The organism is Candidatus Hydrogenedentota bacterium (assembly GCA_019637335.1).
In the GTDB taxonomy this organism is placed as follows: Bacteria; Hydrogenedentota; Hydrogenedentia; order Hydrogenedentales; family JAEUWI01; genus JAEUWI01.
On the sequence record JAHBVV010000017.1, the window covers coordinates 67,110 to 83,570 of the forward strand.

Below are 16,461 nucleotides of genomic sequence, written 5' to 3' on the forward strand. Positions count from 1 at the left end.
GGGCGGGATGGTACAGTTGGTGCAATGATGTTTTCCGCCCTGTTCATAGCGTTACTCCAGGTCGCGGCCGCGGAGACGCCGGCGCTTTCCGCGCGTGGCGCGCTCGGCGCCGCGGAGATTCCCTTTCACCGGACCACGGACTACCGCGTGGTGGTGGAGGCGCCCGCGGAAGCCGCGATAGACGTGGAACCCGCCGCGCTGGAGGCCCCCGGGCTTGAACTGGTCGCCCGGGAGCCCGCCGAACGCGCGCTGGAAGGGGGCCGGAAATCCATCGAATTCGTGTGGGATATCGCGCCCATCGGGCCGGGGACGTTTCTCTTGCCGCCGGTATCGGTCCGGGCGGATGGCGCGCCCGCCGCGACCGTAGAACCCGCCGCGTTGTCGGTACGCGCCCTGACGCCCGAGGAAGAATCGGAGGTCCGGGTGGCGCAGGGGCTTCTGTTTCCGGCGGACCTCGCGGCGCCCGCGGCGGATCGGGGCTGGCCCGTCGCGCTGATACTGATGGCGGTGCTTGTCCTGGGCGCGGCGGCGTGGCGATTCCGGTCGGCGTTGCGCTGGCCCGCGCGAACCCGGTCGCTGGACCCGCTGGCCGAAGCACGCATGCGGCTGGACGAACTGGAGGCCGCGCTGCATGCGGACGGCGTTGAGATCGAGGCGATCTATGTTGCGTTGTCGCTGATTCTGCGCACGTACCTCGGACGTCGCTTCGGGGTTCCCGCCCTGGAGCAATCCACCCCGGAATTCACCGAGGGCCCGCTGGCCGAATTGCCGCTTGCCCCCGAGACCAGGCGGCGCATTCGCCGGCAGCTTCGCGACGCCGACCGGGTGAAGTTTGCGGGTGTCCGCCCGCCCTGGGAACAGTGCGGCGCGGCCATCGCGGAAGTGCGCGCGCTGGTGGCGCTGCTGGAAGAATCCGGCGGCGACGGCATGCGGGGGGCCGCCTGATGACGCCTTCGGCCTGGTTTACATTCACGGCGCTCTCGCAGCCCGGCTGGCTCTGGCTTGCGCCATTGCCGCTGGTGCTGCTGGCGCTGGAACTGGGAACCCGCGCCCCGGCTACCATCCGTATTTCCACGGCGGACCGCCTGGCCCGTCAGGCGGGCGATCGCCCGTCCGCGGCGCGGCTCATCCCCCCCGTATTGCGCTGCGCGGGGCTGCTGCTCCTCATTGTGGCGCTGGCCGGCCCCCTGAACGGATTTCGCGCGCGCGGCGAACGCGCGGGCGTGGTGGATATCATGCTGTGCGTCGATGTGTCGAGCAGTATGGCCGAACAGGATTTCTACATTGGAGCGCAACCCGCGAACCGGCTCGATGTGACGAAGATCGCGGTGGCCAATTTCATCCAGAACCGCCGGATTGTACCCGAGGAGCGCTACGGGGCCGATCGGCTCGGCCTGATCCTGTATGCGGGCATTGCGTGGACCGCGTGCCCGTTGACGCTGGACTACGCCATCCTCGAACATGCGATAGAACGGGCGGAGCCCGTCTCCCAGCAGGATCGGGGCAAGAACGGCACGGCCATTGGATCCGCAATTGGCCTGGCGGCGCGGCGCCTGAGCCAGAGCGAGGCGAAATCGAAGGTGATGGTGCTGCTGACGGACGGGGTGAACAACCGCTTCGAGCTGGATCCCATGACGGCGGCGCAGATCGCGGCCGATTTCGGGATCCGGATCTACACCCTGGGGGTGGGCCCCGTGAAGGACGCCCAGCAGATGGGTTCGGTCACCGCGCGCGCGCGGACACGCGGCCAGCTTGTGGACGAGGCCGCGTTACAGCGCATCGCCAGTCTCACGGGCGGCGCCTACTTCCGGGCCACGGACGTGGCGTCGCTCCAGCAGGCCTACCAGGAAATTGACCGGCTGGAAGCTACGGAAATCGACGCGGGGTCGCTCTACGATTACCAGGAGGCCCACGCGCCCTGGATAGTACTCGGGGGCCTGGTCATCGGCGCGTCGGCGCTTTCGCGCCGCGCCTGGTTCGAGGTGCTGCCATGATCGCGTTCACCCACGACACGCAGACGCTTGTTTTGTTCGCCGCCTACAGCGCGATCGTGCTGGCGTGTCTGGCGTGGATCCTCGCGCGCCTGGAAAGCCGCCGCGCGCGACGCCTCCACGCCTTCGCCGAGGCGCCGCTGCTGTCCCGCCTCGTCCGCGGATACCACCCCGCGCTGCGGCTTCCGCTGAACGCGCTGATCCTCGCGGGCGCCGCCCTGCTGCTCGCCGCACTTGCCGGTCCGCGCTGGGGCGCGCCCGCCGCCGGCCCCTCCGCCGCGAGCCGGGAAATCCTTGTGTTGCTGGACACCTCCGAGAGCATGAATGCGGCGGATATCGCGCCGAGCCGCCTGGCCCGCGCGCGCGACAAAATCCAGATGTTGCTGGAGCGCTACCCGGCGGATCGCTTTGGCCTGATTGCGTTTTCCGGCGCGGCGGCGCTGGAATGCCCGCTGACGCGCGATCACGCCTACTTCCGCGCCGTGCTGGAATCGGTGGGGACCGACACGCTGACGGTGGAAGGCACGGATATTGAATCGGCGCTGGCCGAGGCGGAAAAAGTGTTTGAGGATGGCCTGGGCCGTGGCTACGGAACCGTTCCCGGCGACCGGATCGTCCTGCTGATCAGCGACGGCGAGGCCGTGAGCGGCGATGCGGTTCCGGCGGCGGAACGCCTCGCGGACTATGCCCGCGTGGCCGTGCTGGGGGTCGGGGATCCGGCGGGCGCCGAAGTGAGCCTGCCCCAGTGGATGCAGCGGACCCAGCCGGCGCACCGGCATGGAAGCACGCACTGGTCGGTGCTCGACGAAGAGGGACTTTCCCGGATTGCGATCGCGGGCCAGGGCGTGTATGTGCGCAGCACCCTGGGCAACGACGATATCAACGCGATCGGGCGGGAGCTTGCCCGGCTGGGCGGCCCGGGCGGTCCAGATAGCGCCCCGCACCGGCAGCCCAACCAGTACCGCTGGCCGCTGGCCGCGGCCCTGATTTGTTTTGCCGGTGAGGGCGGCTGGCTGGTGCTGATGCCGCGTCTGGCGCATCGTGTTTCGGCGCGCCGCACGCGCGAGGAGGCCGACCATGCGCTGGCCTAGCCGTTTTTTCATAACGTTTGTCCTGGCCGCCGCCCCGGCTGGCGCGGGGCCGGTGGATGACGCCATCGCGCGCGCCACGCGGCTGGTCGCCGCGGGACAGCCCGCCGATGCCCTGCGGGTGTGCCGCGAAGCCCGCGTCGAGCATCCGGATGCGCCCGAGCTGCTGTTCGCCATTGGGTGCATGGCCGCCGCGGCGGGGGAGCAAATGGCGTCCGGCGATCCGGCGGTGGCCGCGGATCACCTGCGCGCGGCCCGCGAAATGTTCGCCTGGGCCGCGTCCGCCGCTCCCGAGGCCTTCGCCGCCGCGTCCGCGTACAATGCGGCGACATGTCTGCTCATGATGGACGCGACGATTGACCCCCGGACGGGCTATGACGAGCGCGTGGCGAACCTGCGCGCGGCGGTTGCGGAGCTGGAGGCTTGCGCGGCGCGGTCTCCCGAGTTGGAGCGGGCGCGGCGGAACCTCGATCATGCGCGCTACCGCCTCAATACGCTCCTGCAGAACCCGCCGCGCGATCCCGAGGAGGATGAGGAGCGATCCGAAGACAAGTTGCCGGGCGAGATCGTCGCCGTGGAGAGCGTCACCACCGCGATTCCCGGGGCCACCGCCGAAGTGGTGGACGGGAGCACGGTGGTATTGCGCCCGGGCGGCGCGGAGGCGGACGAATGAACGCGCTTTACGCCGCCACGCTGCTATTGCTTGGCCTGATCGGCCAGGAGGCGCCCGAGGGGGCCGCGCCCGATGCGCCTGCCGCGCCGGAGACGCTGGCCGCCCCGGAGCTGGTCCGGATCCTGGCGATCCGCGCGACGCGTGAAGAGCGGGCCACACCCCACTTCGATCCATCGCTTGAACCGCTGGAGGAGTACCTGAGCGCCCTGCCGTGGAATACGTTTCGCGAGTACCGCTTCGAGGAAGTGGAGGCCCCGTATGGCGTCGAGACGGCCGCGCCCATCGATGATCGGTACCAGGTGACGTTCACGCCATCCAGTATTAACGAGGAAGACGAGGTGCTATTTGTCGCGTCGGTCGATCTGACGGACGCTGGTGAGACGGTGGAGGCGCTGGCGGTTTCGGGGCGGGCCGCGCGCGGCCACGGCATCGTATTTCGCGGGCTTGGCATGCCGGACGGCGAATTGATCGTCGTCGTCAGTGTCGCGCAGGCGCCCGAGCCCCCGCAACGGGGTTCGGGCCGCGACGGCGGGGAGCAGCCCTCGGGCGATCCGGCGCCCGGCAGCGCTTCGGCGGGCAGCGACTCGGGCGGCGGATCGGGCCAGGGCGGCCCCGGCGAGGAAGCGGACGAGGAACCGGATTGGACGCTGGAGGCGGCGCCGCCGGAGGATGAAAAAGCGGAGGAGCCGAACGCGCCCGAGGCAGCGGAAGGCTACGCGGACGGGGCCGCCCCGGAAACGCCGGATACCGCGGCGCTGGAGGCGATACTTCGGGCGCTCGAAGAGGAGGACATGCGCGAGCAGAAGAACGCGCGAAACCGGCGCTATGACGTGGTCATCCAGGGGGCCTGGTGGTGATGCCATTGCGTTCGACAGCCGCCGCGTGTTCTCGGAGATCGGCCTGGGGCCTGATTTTCGTGGTGCTGGCTCATTATCAGTGCGCGACAGCGCAAGTGGCGGAGCCGGCATCCGAAGACGCCGCCGATCCGGGCCCGATGATCGAAGACGCGGTCTACATCGACGCGCGCGTGGACCGCGACAGCGTTTATCTGGGCGAAGCGATTACCTTGACGCTGGAATACGGGGAACTGGAGCTGCGGGGCGTGCGCGTGCAGCCCCGGGAGCGGATCGCCGGGTTGCGCCTGCCGTCCGCCGAGGGTTTCTACACGGGCGGGCTGACCGTGGAACACACCACCACCGCCCGCGATGGCGCGCTGTACTCCGTGACCCTGCATCACCAGCGCCTCTATCCCGCGCGCGCCGGCGAACTGACCATCGGGGCGTGGGCCTGGACGGGGTCGGCCCGCGGCTATACCTCAACGGGCGTCAGCGCGGCGGACCTGGATCTGGCCACGGCGCCTATCCGCGTGCGGGTTCGTCCGCTCCCGCCGCCGCCAGACGGCTTCCAGGGGGCTGTGGGCGAGCTGGAATTGGAGATGGCGTTCGAGTCCCACGAAATGCGGCAGGGCGTGCCCGTAACGGTCTCGGTGATCCTTTCGGGGACCGGGAATCCGGAGAGCGCGCTGCCGCCCGAGATGCCGGCGGCATCGTGGTATCGGATAGGCAATCCCGTCGAAGAGCCCGCACCCGGCGGTGGCGACGACGGGGTCTTTTCGCGCCGTTTTCGCTATGAGTTCATGCCGGTGGGGGCCGGTTCGCGGCAGTTCCCACCGGTCGTATACCCGTACTTCTCGCCCGCTGAAGGGCGGTATCGGATCGCCCGCACCCCTCCACTATCAATCGAGATCGCCCCTTCGGGCGAGGCCGACGCGCTGGTGGTCATCGGCGGGTCGGGGGACGGCGCGACGAGCGCCCTGGAAGTGGTCCGCGAGGGCCGGATGCCGATTGTGACGCACCTGGAGCGCGTGCGCGTCCGGCGCGATCGCATCCGGATCTGGCCATTGGCGATCACGTTTCCGCCGGTGGGCTTCGCGCTCTGGATCCTTTGGGCCTGGCGCGGGGGGCTGACCACGCGATCGTGGCGGGGGCGGCGGCGCACGCCGGGCGAAGGCGTTCGTATTGCGGCCGCGCTGGCCGACCCGCATCCGGCCGACGCGCTCCGTGCCGCGCTTCGGGACATCCTGTCGGAACGGACCGGCGTGGCGTTGGCCGGCATGACGGTGACGGAGATGCGATCCGCGCTGGCGGGCGGCGATGGGGAGGATGCCGCGGGGGAACTTATGTCGCTGCTGGAGGCTTGCGACCGGGCGCGCTATGCGGGGGACAACGCCACCCTCGAAGGGCTTGGGGATCGCGCTCGAGCCGCGTTGGGTTCCGAAGCGCGTTCCGGGTGGTGGAGGTGCGCCCGATGAGCAGCGCGCTTGTGCTTTTACTGTGCCTCGGCAGCGACGTGTACACGACATTTTTCGAGCGGGGAAACGCGGCCTATGCGGCGGGCGACCTGCCCGCGGCGATTCAGGCCTGGGAGCAGCTCGCGATATCCGGCGTCGCCAACGCCGACGTGTATTACAACCTGGGTTGCGCCTGGCATCACCAGGGAGAGCCCGGCTGGGCGGTACTCAACTACGAGCGCGCCCTCGCGCTGGACGCCCGCTTCGAACCCGCGGCCCGATCGCTGGATGCCGTGCTGGACGGCATGCCGGAGCGGCGCGATAGGCCGGAGGGATTCGCGCTGAACGGCTGGAGCCCCTCCCCGGTTCCGGGGCTCTCCCGGCCGGTGTATCGGTGGGGCCTGGCGGGACTCTGGATCCTGCTTTGGGGTATACTGGCGATGGCGCTCCGGGGGGGCATTCACCGCCCCGGAACGCGCTGGAAGACCGCGTCCCTGGCGGCGTTGTTGCTCCTGTGCGCGGGCGCGCTGCTGGCGCCCGAGCCAATGCGGACGGCGGCGGTCGTCGTCGCGCCGGAATCCGAGGCGCGGTATGGCCCCGACGCGCGCGACGCGGTTCGGACCGTGCTCCGAGCCGGCGATCGCGTGATCGTGGACGCCCGCGAGCCGGGCTGGGCCCGCGTAGAGACGGCGGACGGCCTCCGTGGCTGGATTCCGCGATCCGATCTGGCCAGCCTGGGCCCCCCGTTTGACGTATATGCAACCCGGAAAGATCCCGAAGTCCCGTGAGCACCGATGCGCCTGTCTCCTTTCGCGACCTCGTCCAGGCCGCGGAGCACGATCCCGACACGTTCCGCGCCGCCGCGCCGAAAGTGCGCCTGGCGGCAATCCGGAACCACTACCGTTCCGAATGGAAGCGCATCGAGGCGGCCCACCTCGCGCGCGGGTCGGGACGCGGCATCGTGGCGCAACTGACCGCGCTGGCGGACGACCTGGTGCGGGGTGTTCTTCGGCTTGCGCTGGCGGAAGTGGGGGCGAGCGCGCGGCTCCGCAAACGGATTGCTGCGTGCGCGCTCGGGGGCTATGGCCGGGGGGAGCTGAACCCGCATTCCGATCTGGACGTGTGCCTGCTGTATACGGGACGGCTTGATTCCGAGTTGAAGGCGCTGAACACCTACCTCGTGCCACTGTTCTGGGACGTGGGCTTCAAGTCGGGGTATGTGCTTCAGGAAGTGAAGGAGGCGGCCCGGCTTGCGGCGACCGAGCAGACCGCGCTCACGAGTTACCTGCACGCGCGTTTTCTGGCCGGGGATCCGGCGGTCTTCGCGCGTTTCGAACGGGCCTTGGAACCCGTGGTTTCGAAGCAGCGCGCGGCCCTGCTCGCGTTTCTTCGGGAACGGGCGGATACCGGGCCGGGCGCGGGCGTCGGGCGCGACCTTTATGAACCGGAGCCCGATCTGAAGGAGGGGGTGGGCGGCTTGCGCGACTATCACACCGCACTTTGGATCCTGCATCTCACGCGCGGCGGCTTGTCGCTGGACGATCTGGAGCATCTCGGCGAACTGGCGCCCGAGGACAACCTGCTTTTTCAGGAAAGCCTGGATTTTATCTGGCGCATTCGCAATGAACTGCACTTTCACACGGGCAAGGGCGAGAACCAACTGACCTTCGTCCTCCAGAAGCATGTCGCGCTGGCCCTGGGGTACGGCGAGGACGCGCGGCAGGCGATCGATCGCCTGATGCAGGATTACTACACCGCGGCCCGGGCGATCCGGCGCTTGCTGCGGATGGTTGTCGGCATTACGAATCCGATGCCTTCCGGCTCGGCGGCCCGCGAAACTACGCCGCGGGGACGGATAGACGTGGTGCGGGGCGAGCTGTGGATCGGAAATCACGATCCGCAGTGGTTTGCGGAGAACCCGCCGCGCCTGATGGAAGTGATCTGGGAGAGCGGTCGGCGCAACGCCCCACTTTCCCACAAGAGCCAGGTGGCGGTGACCCGAAACCTGGGGCTGGTCGACGCGGCGTTTCGCGGAAACGATCTGGTGCGCCGATTTTTTACGGCCATCTGCGGCCGCCCGTTGCAGGCCGGCCTCGCGTTGCGCCAGGCGGCGGAAACGGGGCTGCTCGGGGCCTACATTCCCGAGTTTGCGGAGGTTGACGGGGTCGTTCGCTACGAAGACTTTCACAGCTATCCGGTGCATGAGCACACGCTCCGGGCGATTGAGGCGGTGGGCGCGATACCCGGCCTCGAAGGCGCCACCGGACGGCTGCTCCAGACGGCGCTCGAACACCTGCGGGATCCGCACGTGCTGATTCTCGCGATCCTGATGCACGATCTGGGCAAGGCCGGCGGCGAGGAACATGTCGAGGAGGGCGTTCGGCTGGCGCGCGGGATCTGCGGGCGCATGGGGCTACCCGAGGAGGACACGGACCGTATCGTGTTTCTGGTCGAGCACCATATGCTGATGAACCATATCGCCATGTACCGGGACACCGACGATCTCGACATTGTGAGTAACTTCGCGGCGACGGTCCGGACCGCCGACCGATTGCGGGCGCTCCTGCTGCTCTCGTATGCGGATCTTTCCGCCGTCGGGCCGGATGTCTGGACGGAGTGGAAAGGGGCCCTGCTCGGGAAGTTGTATCTCAAAACGGAGCGCATCCTGCTCGGGCGCCCGGTGGCCGCGGAGGCCTACTGGACACTGCCCAAGGCGCGCGCGGTCGCCGAAGCGACGCCCGCGCCGCTCCGGAGCGAGGTCGTTCCGCACCTGGTGCAGATGGGCGAGCGCTACTTTGTCGCCTTCAGCCCGGAGCAAATTGCGGATCACCTCCGGTGTATCGCGGAGGCCCGGATCCACGGGCTTGCGGTGTTGGGCGTCGAAAACGAAGGCACCCGGACGACCGACATTGTGGTTTGCACGCAGAACAGCCACGGGCTCTTCTCGCGCATTGCGGGCAGTTTTGCGTCGCAATTGCTGGATGTGCAGCGCGCGCTGGTGTTTACGGCCCCGGATGGTTACATTGTGGACCGTTTTACCGTGACGGACGCGGTGAACCGCCGCCCATTGACGGAACGGCAGTTCGAGGCGCTCAAACAGGTGCTGTTTCACGTGCTGCTCGAACGCGGCAGCGTGCAGGAATACGTCAACAAATCGAGGACGCGGCTCTTCGCCCTGCACCAGCCCCGGGTCCCGGTGGCGACACGGATCAGCTTCGACAACGAATGTTCAAAGACAGACACCGTGGTCGAGATTGAAACCGGGGACCGAACCGGCTTACTCTACGATATCGCCTGCGTCTTCGCGGGTCACGGCATCGACTTCTTCTCCTCGCATGTGGTGACCGATGCGCGGCAGGTGCGAGACTCGTTCTATGTGCGGCTGGACGGCTCCAAAATCACCGATCCCGCGGTTCAGGCGGCGGTACGCGCCGGTCTGGAAACCGCGATCCGCCCGCTGGCTGTGGCGGGCGGCTAAGGAGAGTATGGCAATGAAGTTTGCGCAACGATGGCTGGCTTGCGCGCTGGCCGCCGGGGCCCTGCTGGTTCCGGCCGGCGCGCGAAGCCCCATCCTTCGCGAGATAGAAGACAGCTTTGTTCGCCTCCACGAGGAAGTGCGGCCTTCGGTGGTGTCTATCGAAACGGAGGGCAGCCTCAGCAGCGAGGCGCGGGAAAGCCTGCGCGAACTGCACCACTTTTTCGGCGTCCCGCTTCCCGAGGGCGGGCTGCCGCGTGAGAATCCGCGCTCCACGGGCAGCGGGCTCATTTACGACACGGAGGGGCACATTGTCACGAATAACCACGTAATCGCCGACGCGCAGCGCATCGAAGTGCTCTTGTGGACGGGGCGCCGGTACGACGCCACCGTGGTGGGCGCGGATCCGGACACGGATCTGGCGGTGATCCGCATTGAAACCTCCGAAACGCTGACGCCCGCGCGGCTTGGGGATTCAAGCACATTGAAAGTCGGCCAGTTCGCCATCGCGCTGGGGAGCCCGCGCGGCTTCGATGGGTCGCTGTCGTTCGGGCACATCAGCGCGCTCGGCCGAAACAACCTCTGGGGCTTGCAGGAACAGGGCATCCGCTTCCAGAACCTGATCCAGACCGACGCCGCGATCAATCTGGGCAACAGCGGCGGGCCGCTCTGCAACATCGACGGCGATGTCATCGGCATCAACATTGCAATCATCTGGGGCGCGAACTCCATCGGGTTTGCGATTCCGGTCAATGAAGTAAAGAACATTGTTCCCGATCTGATTTCGGACGGCAAGGTCCGGCGCGGTTTTCTGGGCGTGCGCATCGACGATGTCGGGAGCGATATCGCGCCCGTGTTGGGCCTGCCCGACGAACAGGGCGCGGTGGTGGAGGAAGTGCAGCCGGACACGCCCGCCGCGCGTGACGGCATCCGGGTTTACGATGTGATCCGTAAGGTCAACGGCGAAATCGTGCAGGATACGAGCAGCCTGATCCGGAAGATTTCGTCCATGACCCCCGGGGACACCGTCATGATCGAGGTTTGGCGGGACGACGAGACGGTGGAGATTCAGACGACCCTCGATGAGTGGCGCAACGCGGCCGAGACCCCGATGCGCGAGGCGCCGGTGCTCGGGATGCGTCTTCAGGCCGTCGATCCGGAACTCCGCGCGAAGCTCGGATTGGCGGAGTCCGACGGCGGCTTATTCGTGAGCGAAGTGATGCCCGGCAGCCCCGCCGACAATGCCGGAATCAGCGCGGGGGACCGTATAACCGAATTGGATCGGGAGCCGGTTACGAGTGTTGAGGCATTCCGGAAGCTGGTGAAGGAACGCACTGGAACGAACAGTTCGCTGCTGGTTCGATTTGCACGGGGAAGCGCGAGCCAGGACATCACCGTTATCCGGGTTCCGTGACCGGAAGCAGGTTTGGGCGGTTCAGGAAGGATTGGGAGAATTGGGATTGAACAACGAGGGGTTGAGCCTGGAGCGCGCGTGGGGCGATCGGCGCGCGAAGTCTGGAGATCCGCGCCGGAGCGACACCGAGCGGATGCGGGAGGCGCGGATCCTGGTTGCCGACGACCAGGAAGGCGTGGTCACGCTTATCGAGCGGGTGATTGCCAACGCATTCCAGTGCCGGGTCCGCACGGCGAGCTCGGGGACGGAGGCCCTGGCGCTGCTGGCGCGGGAGCGATACGACGTGTTTCTTACCGACATGAAGATGCCGGGGGTGCACGGATTCGAACTCATCGAGAAGGCGCTGGAAAGCGATCCGGATCTGAATGTGCTCGTGATGACGGGCTACGCCGATGACTTTCCCTATGTGGAGGTCATTCACAAGGGCGCGCGCGATTTCCTGAACAAGCCGTTTCTTCCGGCGGAGCTCGAGGCGAAGCTGATCCGCGTGTTGCGAGAGATGTACCTGCGGCACGACCTGCTGGTGGCGCACCGAAAGTACCGGAGCCTCTTTGACCTGAGTATGGACGGGACGCTGCTCATCCGGATGGAGGGCGGGCGGATCGAGGATGCAAACGACGCCATTTGCTCGGTGCTCAGCCTGAGCGCGGAGGATCTTCTGGGCGGCAATTTCGGCGAACTTGTCGCCGGCCACGATCGCGAGCGCTTTGAACAGTGGATGTTGCTCTGCGCGCGGTCGGGCAAGGGGACCATCGGGGATCTTCAAGTCCAGCATCCCTCCGGTAAGAAACTCCACTTTGATGTGACGGTGACGATGGTCACCGCGGACAGCGAGCAGTTCGCGTTCCTGGCGTTTCGAGACATTACCGAAAAGCGCGAGACGGATCGTGAACTTGAGGAGGCCGCGCAAAAAGACGCGCTCACGGGCCTCTACAACAAGAGAACGTTCACCAACCGGCTTGAGTGGGCGGTGACGAGCGCAACCGAGAAAAACTCGCCGCTGGCGCTGCTCACGATTGATCTGGACAATTTCAAGCGATGCAACGATACCCACGGGCACCAGGCCGGGGATATGCTCCTGAAGAACGTGGGTGAAGTCATTAAGCGGAGCATACGGATCAAGGCGTATGATGAAGGTTTTCGCTGCGGCGGGGACGAGTTCTCGGTGCTGCTGCACAACTTCTCGCCGGGCGGGCCGGCCGCCGTCGCGGCGCGCATGCACCTGGCCTTCTCGGAGCTGGAATGCTACGGCACGACCATGAGTATTGGCATAGCCGAGTTCAGGCCGGGGATGGCCGCCAGCGATTTCGTGGAAGCCGCGGACAAGGCCCTGTACAGCGCGAAGGCCCAGGGCAAGAACGCCACTTGCCACGCGCCCTGATCGCGCGGAGCGAACTCACCGCTCCGGCGCCGCGGTCTCGAAAACTTCCCGGAGAAACGCCACGGCCACCTGTTCCACGCGCGCGTTGACGGGGTTGGCGACGTCCATCGCGTGCGGCCAGCCGTCGATACGGTCGTACCAGTACGCCATGCCCAGTTCCTGGAACTTCTCCGCGAGCAGATCCGATTGCGTCACAGGCACCAGGGTGTCCAGCGTGCCATGAATAATCAGCGTCGGCGGATCCGAGGGGTCCACGTGCAAGATCGGAGACGCGAGCTCGTAGATTTCCGTGCGTTCCTCGTAGCGGCCCTGGAGATAGGTGGTAACCAGCCGGTGATCGCGCTCGGGGTAGACCGAGAAGTCCACGGGCCCGTAGATGTTCACCACCGCCTGCACGGCGCTGCTCACGCCCGGATTTCCGCCGCTTCCTTCCAGCTCGGGGACGTCGCTCGTGTAGCCGAGCATCATCGCCAGGTGCCCGCCCGCGGAACCGCCGATGGCCGCAATGCGATCGGGATCGACGTTAATCTCGGCCGCATTCGCGCGCATCCAGCGCACCGCGGCCTTGACGTCTTCGACGCTATTCGGGAAGTAGCCCGCTTCGCGAAGGCGATAGGAGACCGTGGCCACCACGTAGCCGTGCCGCGCGAAGCGGCTGGTGTACAGGGCGTAGTCCTGCCGTTTTCCGCTGCGCCAGCCGCCGCCGTGGATGAAAATGAGGCCGGGCGCTGGCTCAATGAGGCCTTCCGGCGTGTATAGATCCAGCTGTAATTCGGTATCTCCACCCATGCCGTAGACGATGTCTTTCCGTACGGCGATGCCCTCTACCTCAGGTGCGGACGCGTCCATATCCACCAGATCGAGATCCATCAGGCCGATCGAACTCAGGCCGAAGGCCGCCAGGAGCGCATTTTCCGTGGGGAAGCCCTTCGGCGGCGGGCCCAACTCGGCGGGAACCCGGACGAGGTCCGGGCGTCGGGGGGGCGGGGCCGAGTCGATGAAGAGCCACCAGAGTGCGCCCAGCAGCGCCAGGATGAGCATCGCGCCGCAGATTTTTCCTATCGTTCGCATCATGACGGGATTTCCCTTGTCTCCGCCCCGAAGACGTGTCGCAGGAACGCGTCAATCGTCTCCAGAACCCGATCATTCACCGGGCGCGCCACATCCATGGTGTGCGGCCATCCGGGATAGCAGTCGTACCAGTATTCGACCCCGGAATCCTTCAGTTTTTCGGCGAGCGCGTCGGCCTGATCCGGGGTCACCAGCGAGTCCAGCGCGCCCTGGATGATAAAGGTCGGCGGATCCCCCGAATCCACGTGAAACAGGGGCGAAGCGCGTTGGTACAGGTCCGGATCGGCGTCATACGGCGTTTTCAGGAAGTTCGTGACTGTCCGATGGGTTCGCGCGTATGGCGTGGTCAGGTCCGTGGGGCCGTACAGGTTGACCACGGCGTCCGGGCGGCTGCTTACGTCCGGATTGCCGCCGGATCCCTCGAGGTCCTCCACGCCGCTGCTGTAGCCCGCCATCATGGACAGGTAGCCGCCCGCCGATCCGCCCGCCACGGCGATCTTGTTCGGGTCGATGTTCAGGCGCGCGACATTCGCCCGGAGCCAGCGCACGGCGCACTTGGTGTCGGACACGCACGCCGGGAATGCGTGCTTGTCCGCGAGGCGGTAGCTCATCGTGGCCGCGACGTAGCCCCGAAGCGGCAGGCGCGCGGTGTAGATCTTGTAGTCCGAGCGCCGCCCGCCCGTCCAGCCGCCGCCGTGAATAAAGAGGACTGCCGGGAGCGGAGCGTCGCTGGCCGCGGGGCGGTAGAGGTCCAGCTTCAGCGATATGTCGCCCTCGCGACCGTACTCGATGTCGAGTTCCTCAATCACGCCTTCCGGGACCGGCACGGGCGCCTCGCGATCGAGCAGGTCCAGGGTGCCTGTTACGTACGCCAGCATCAGCGCGTTCTCGGTGGGGTAGCCCGGCGGCGGCGGACCGAATTCCGCGGGCATTCGCACCAGATCGGTGCGTATTGCCGGGCCGCGCCCGTCGAGAAAATACCACCAGCCGCCCGCGGCGGCGAGCAGCGCAATGGCGGCGGCGGCAATGCGGAAAAACACTCTTTTCATCGGACGAGGGTCCCCGGTGCGTGGAAAGGATAAGCGCGCGTTATTCTGGCACGCGCGCCGGGGAGCGAACAAGCGGGATGGGGGGGCGCAGTGGCGCGCACGCGCGGCCCGGATGGATCCGGCGACTTTGAAGTCCTCGGAACTCGGGGGCGCGAAAGACCCCGCCGGGCCATTCAATCGCTTGGGCTCACCCCGCCGCGGAATGTCCACGATCCTGCAAAGCGCCCGAATTGTTGCCGAAAAAAAAGAAAACCCCGCGCGCCGGGCGGTCGCGCGGGGTGAACTGTGTGGTTGGCGAGGCGCTAACTCTCGTACACGGCCTCGTCGGGCTCGTCGATGTGGACCACCTTATAGCCGCCTTTCGCCTTGAAGTAGAAGAAGAGGATGATGTAGCAGACCAGCATGATGCACGGGAAGATGGCCACGGTCATCAGCGCGCTCTTGCGGGCGGTCTCGGCGAGGCCCATCACCAGCTCCCGGTCTTCCTCGGAAGCCGCCTTCAGCTTCTCCTGGTCCAGAGCGTTGACATGGCCCAGCGCCCACGTCTTTTCGGTGGTGTACTCTTCATAGAGCTCGGGACGCTGCTGTTGCAGGTGCGTCGAAATCGAGTTGTCCTGGAAGTAGCCGAGGAAGGGCGCGCCCACAATACCGACGGCCAGCATGCCGACGCCGGCAATGGTGTTCAGGGTCATCGCGCCGCCCTTGGGGAACTGCTCGGCGACCACGCCCAGCATGGTGGGCCAGAAGAAGGTCTTGCCGAAGGCGTAGAGCGTGGCGGCCAGCAGGATGCCGATGCCCGCCGCTTTCGACAGGAAGACGAGGCCCAGGATGGCGACGACCGCGCTGCCCATGAGCAGGCCGATCGGCGAGAAGCGGTGGACGATCGGTCCGGCGAAGAAGCGCAGGGTCATCATGATCACGGAGGTGTACAGCAGCACGGTCACCGGCGGCAGGCCGTAGACGCCCATGGCGTTCTCCATGAGGGAGGTGATCCAGCCGTCCGTACCGAGTTCGGTGGTGGCCAAGGGCATCATGATGAAGAGGAGGAAGATAAAGAGCGGCTGGCCCAGGGACTTGACGTAGAAGCCGTAGGCGCCGGTAAGGGCCAGGGCGATCGCGCCGCGGACGTAGTAGTTCTCGATGCCGAAGAAGCGGCAGACTTCGATCGTCATCAGGCTGGAGACGATCAGGGCGCCGATGATGCCGACTTCCTTGAGCATGGCCTGGTAGGACACGCCAGAGGCCACGCGTTCGTGCACCGGGAATTCCTGGTTGATCAGCATGACGCCGTAGATGATCGTCGGGATGAGGATCAGGCCCACCTTGACCTGCCAGGAGTCGATGCCGACGACCCCGAGCAACACCGCGATGATGCCGCCGAGCACCATGCCGCCCGGCCAGCCCGCGTGGAGGATATTCAGCCACTTGGTCTTTTCGCGGTGGAATATGGTTGCGACCACGGGATTAATGAAGGCTTCCACGGTGCCGTTGCCCAGGGCGGCGATGAAGGTGCCGATCCAGAGCATTTCGTAGCCCGTGGCGAATATGGTCACGACGGCGGATAACGCGTGACAGACAAAGGCGAATATCATCGCCGCCTTATAGCCTATCTTGTCGATGACCAGGCTGAACAGCACGATGCTCACCGCGAACGGCCAGAAGCCGACGCCGATGATCTGCCCTTTCTCGGATTCGCTCAGGTTGAACTCAACGCCCCACTCGTTAAGAATCATTACGCGGACAATGAAGCCGCATGCCGTGGCAATCAGTGCAATGAAGCAGCCCCAGAACAAACGTTGCTGGTGCGCTTCGATGCGTGCGGGTTGCTGTGCACTCATGGATGGTACCTTTCGCTGCTGGTTGAAACCGTGAAAATGAAAACCGGGGGCGAGAAGGGCCCGCATGCACACGGCAGCCGTCGGGCTTGCGGTTCTCCCCAATACACGCTGAAATACTACCCATTGCCGCGGCGGGGTTCAAGTCGGGTTAGCGGGAGATTTGGAGCCGGGGACTGGCCCCCGTTTCAGGA

13 protein-coding genes are annotated in these 16,461 nt (G+C 66.5%); 10 read left to right on the forward strand and 3 right to left on the reverse strand.

Annotation, left to right across the window (positions count from 1 at the left end):
* Positions 1-24 precede the first annotated feature (24 nt).
* The 10 genes from KF886_17310 to KF886_17355 are packed head-to-tail and all read left to right on the forward strand — an operon-like array spanning position 25 to position 12,312.
* The gene (locus KF886_17310) at positions 25-945 is read left to right on the forward strand and encodes a hypothetical protein (protein MBX3179116.1); all 921 of its coding nucleotides are present in this window, start codon (positions 25-27) and stop codon (positions 943-945) included.
* Positions 945-1,994, forward strand: coding sequence for a VWA domain-containing protein (locus KF886_17315; GenBank protein ID MBX3179117.1), 1,050 nt, complete (start codon positions 945-947; stop codon positions 1,992-1,994). The genes KF886_17310 and KF886_17315 overlap by 1 nt, the downstream gene beginning before the upstream one ends.
* Positions 1,991-3,082 carry a VWA domain-containing protein gene (locus tag KF886_17320; GenBank protein MBX3179118.1) on the forward strand — a complete coding sequence of 364 codons (1,092 nt, stop codon included), beginning with the start codon at positions 1,991-1,993 and terminating at the stop codon, positions 3,080-3,082. Before KF886_17315 ends, KF886_17320 begins: the two co-directional genes overlap by 4 nt.
* A complete protein-coding gene (locus tag KF886_17325; GenBank protein MBX3179119.1) occupies positions 3,069-3,752 on the forward strand; it encodes a hypothetical protein in 684 nt (227 codons plus the stop codon). The genes KF886_17320 and KF886_17325 overlap by 14 nt, the downstream gene beginning before the upstream one ends.
* Complete coding sequence (locus tag KF886_17330) at positions 3,749-4,609, forward strand: hypothetical protein (GenBank protein MBX3179120.1); 861 nt, start codon at positions 3,749-3,751, stop codon at positions 4,607-4,609. Before KF886_17325 ends, KF886_17330 begins: the two co-directional genes overlap by 4 nt.
* Positions 4,609-6,063: a BatD family protein gene (locus KF886_17335; GenBank protein ID MBX3179121.1), complete on the forward strand. Its 1,455-nt coding sequence runs from the start codon at positions 4,609-4,611 to the stop codon at positions 6,061-6,063. Before KF886_17330 ends, KF886_17335 begins: the two co-directional genes overlap by 1 nt.
* On the forward strand, positions 6,060-6,830 hold the full coding sequence (locus tag KF886_17340; protein ID MBX3179122.1) for an SH3 domain-containing protein: 771 nt from the start codon (positions 6,060-6,062) through the stop codon (positions 6,828-6,830). Before KF886_17335 ends, KF886_17340 begins: the two co-directional genes overlap by 4 nt.
* A complete protein-coding gene (gene glnD, locus KF886_17345) occupies positions 6,827-9,520 on the forward strand; it encodes a [protein-PII] uridylyltransferase (GenBank protein ID MBX3179123.1) in 2,694 nt (897 codons plus the stop codon). The genes KF886_17340 and glnD overlap by 4 nt, the downstream gene beginning before the upstream one ends.
* A gap of 13 nt (positions 9,521-9,533) precedes the next feature.
* Positions 9,534-10,931: a trypsin-like peptidase domain-containing protein gene (locus KF886_17350; GenBank protein MBX3179124.1), complete on the forward strand. Its 1,398-nt coding sequence runs from the start codon at positions 9,534-9,536 to the stop codon at positions 10,929-10,931.
* Positions 10,932-10,971: 40 nt separating this feature from the next.
* Positions 10,972-12,312: a diguanylate cyclase gene (locus KF886_17355; GenBank protein ID MBX3179125.1), complete on the forward strand. Its 1,341-nt coding sequence runs from the start codon at positions 10,972-10,974 to the stop codon at positions 12,310-12,312.
* A 15-nt stretch (positions 12,313-12,327) separates the two neighbouring features.
* Here the strand turns inward: KF886_17355 and KF886_17360 are convergent, their stop codons facing one another.
* The 3 genes from KF886_17360 to KF886_17370 form a co-directional block, all read right to left on the reverse strand.
* Positions 12,328-13,386 (reverse strand): alpha/beta hydrolase, encoded by a 1,059-nt coding sequence (locus KF886_17360; protein MBX3179126.1) that lies wholly within the window; start codon positions 13,384-13,386, stop codon positions 12,328-12,330.
* Positions 13,383-14,432: an alpha/beta hydrolase gene (locus tag KF886_17365; GenBank protein MBX3179127.1), complete on the reverse strand. Its 1,050-nt coding sequence runs from the start codon at positions 14,430-14,432 to the stop codon at positions 13,383-13,385. The genes KF886_17360 and KF886_17365 overlap by 4 nt, the downstream gene beginning before the upstream one ends.
* A 302-nt stretch (positions 14,433-14,734) precedes the next feature.
* A complete protein-coding gene (locus KF886_17370; GenBank protein MBX3179128.1) occupies positions 14,735-16,270 on the reverse strand; it encodes an MFS transporter in 1,536 nt (511 codons plus the stop codon).
* Between the last annotated feature and the right edge of the window lie 191 nt (positions 16,271-16,461).

What these genes read in the sequence shown, in the direction of transcription:
- KF886_17310 (MBX3179116.1), top strand. Translation starts at nt 25, where the DNA reads ATGATGTTTTCCGCCCTGTTCATAGCGTTACTCCAGGTCGCGGCCGCG.
- KF886_17315 (MBX3179117.1), top strand. Translation starts at nt 945, where the DNA reads ATGACGCCTTCGGCCTGGTTTACATTCACGGCGCTCTCGCAGCCCGGC.
- KF886_17320 (MBX3179118.1), top strand. Translation starts at nt 1,991, where the DNA reads ATGATCGCGTTCACCCACGACACGCAGACGCTTGTTTTGTTCGCCGCC.
- KF886_17325 (MBX3179119.1), top strand. Translation starts at nt 3,069, where the DNA reads ATGCGCTGGCCTAGCCGTTTTTTCATAACGTTTGTCCTGGCCGCCGCC.
- KF886_17330 (MBX3179120.1), top strand. Translation starts at nt 3,749, where the DNA reads ATGAACGCGCTTTACGCCGCCACGCTGCTATTGCTTGGCCTGATCGGC.
- KF886_17335 (MBX3179121.1), top strand. Translation starts at nt 4,609, where the DNA reads ATGCCATTGCGTTCGACAGCCGCCGCGTGTTCTCGGAGATCGGCCTGG.
- KF886_17340 (MBX3179122.1), top strand. Translation starts at nt 6,060, where the DNA reads ATGAGCAGCGCGCTTGTGCTTTTACTGTGCCTCGGCAGCGACGTGTAC.
- KF886_17350 (MBX3179124.1), top strand. Translation starts at nt 9,534, where the DNA reads ATGAAGTTTGCGCAACGATGGCTGGCTTGCGCGCTGGCCGCCGGGGCC.
- KF886_17360 (MBX3179126.1), bottom strand. Translation starts at nt 13,386, where the DNA reads ATGATGCGAACGATAGGAAAAATCTGCGGCGCGATGCTCATCCTGGCG.
- KF886_17365 (MBX3179127.1), bottom strand. Translation starts at nt 14,432, where the DNA reads ATGAAAAGAGTGTTTTTCCGCATTGCCGCCGCCGCCATTGCGCTGCTC.
- KF886_17370 (MBX3179128.1), bottom strand. Translation starts at nt 16,270, where the DNA reads ATGAGTGCACAGCAACCCGCACGCATCGAAGCGCACCAGCAACGTTTG.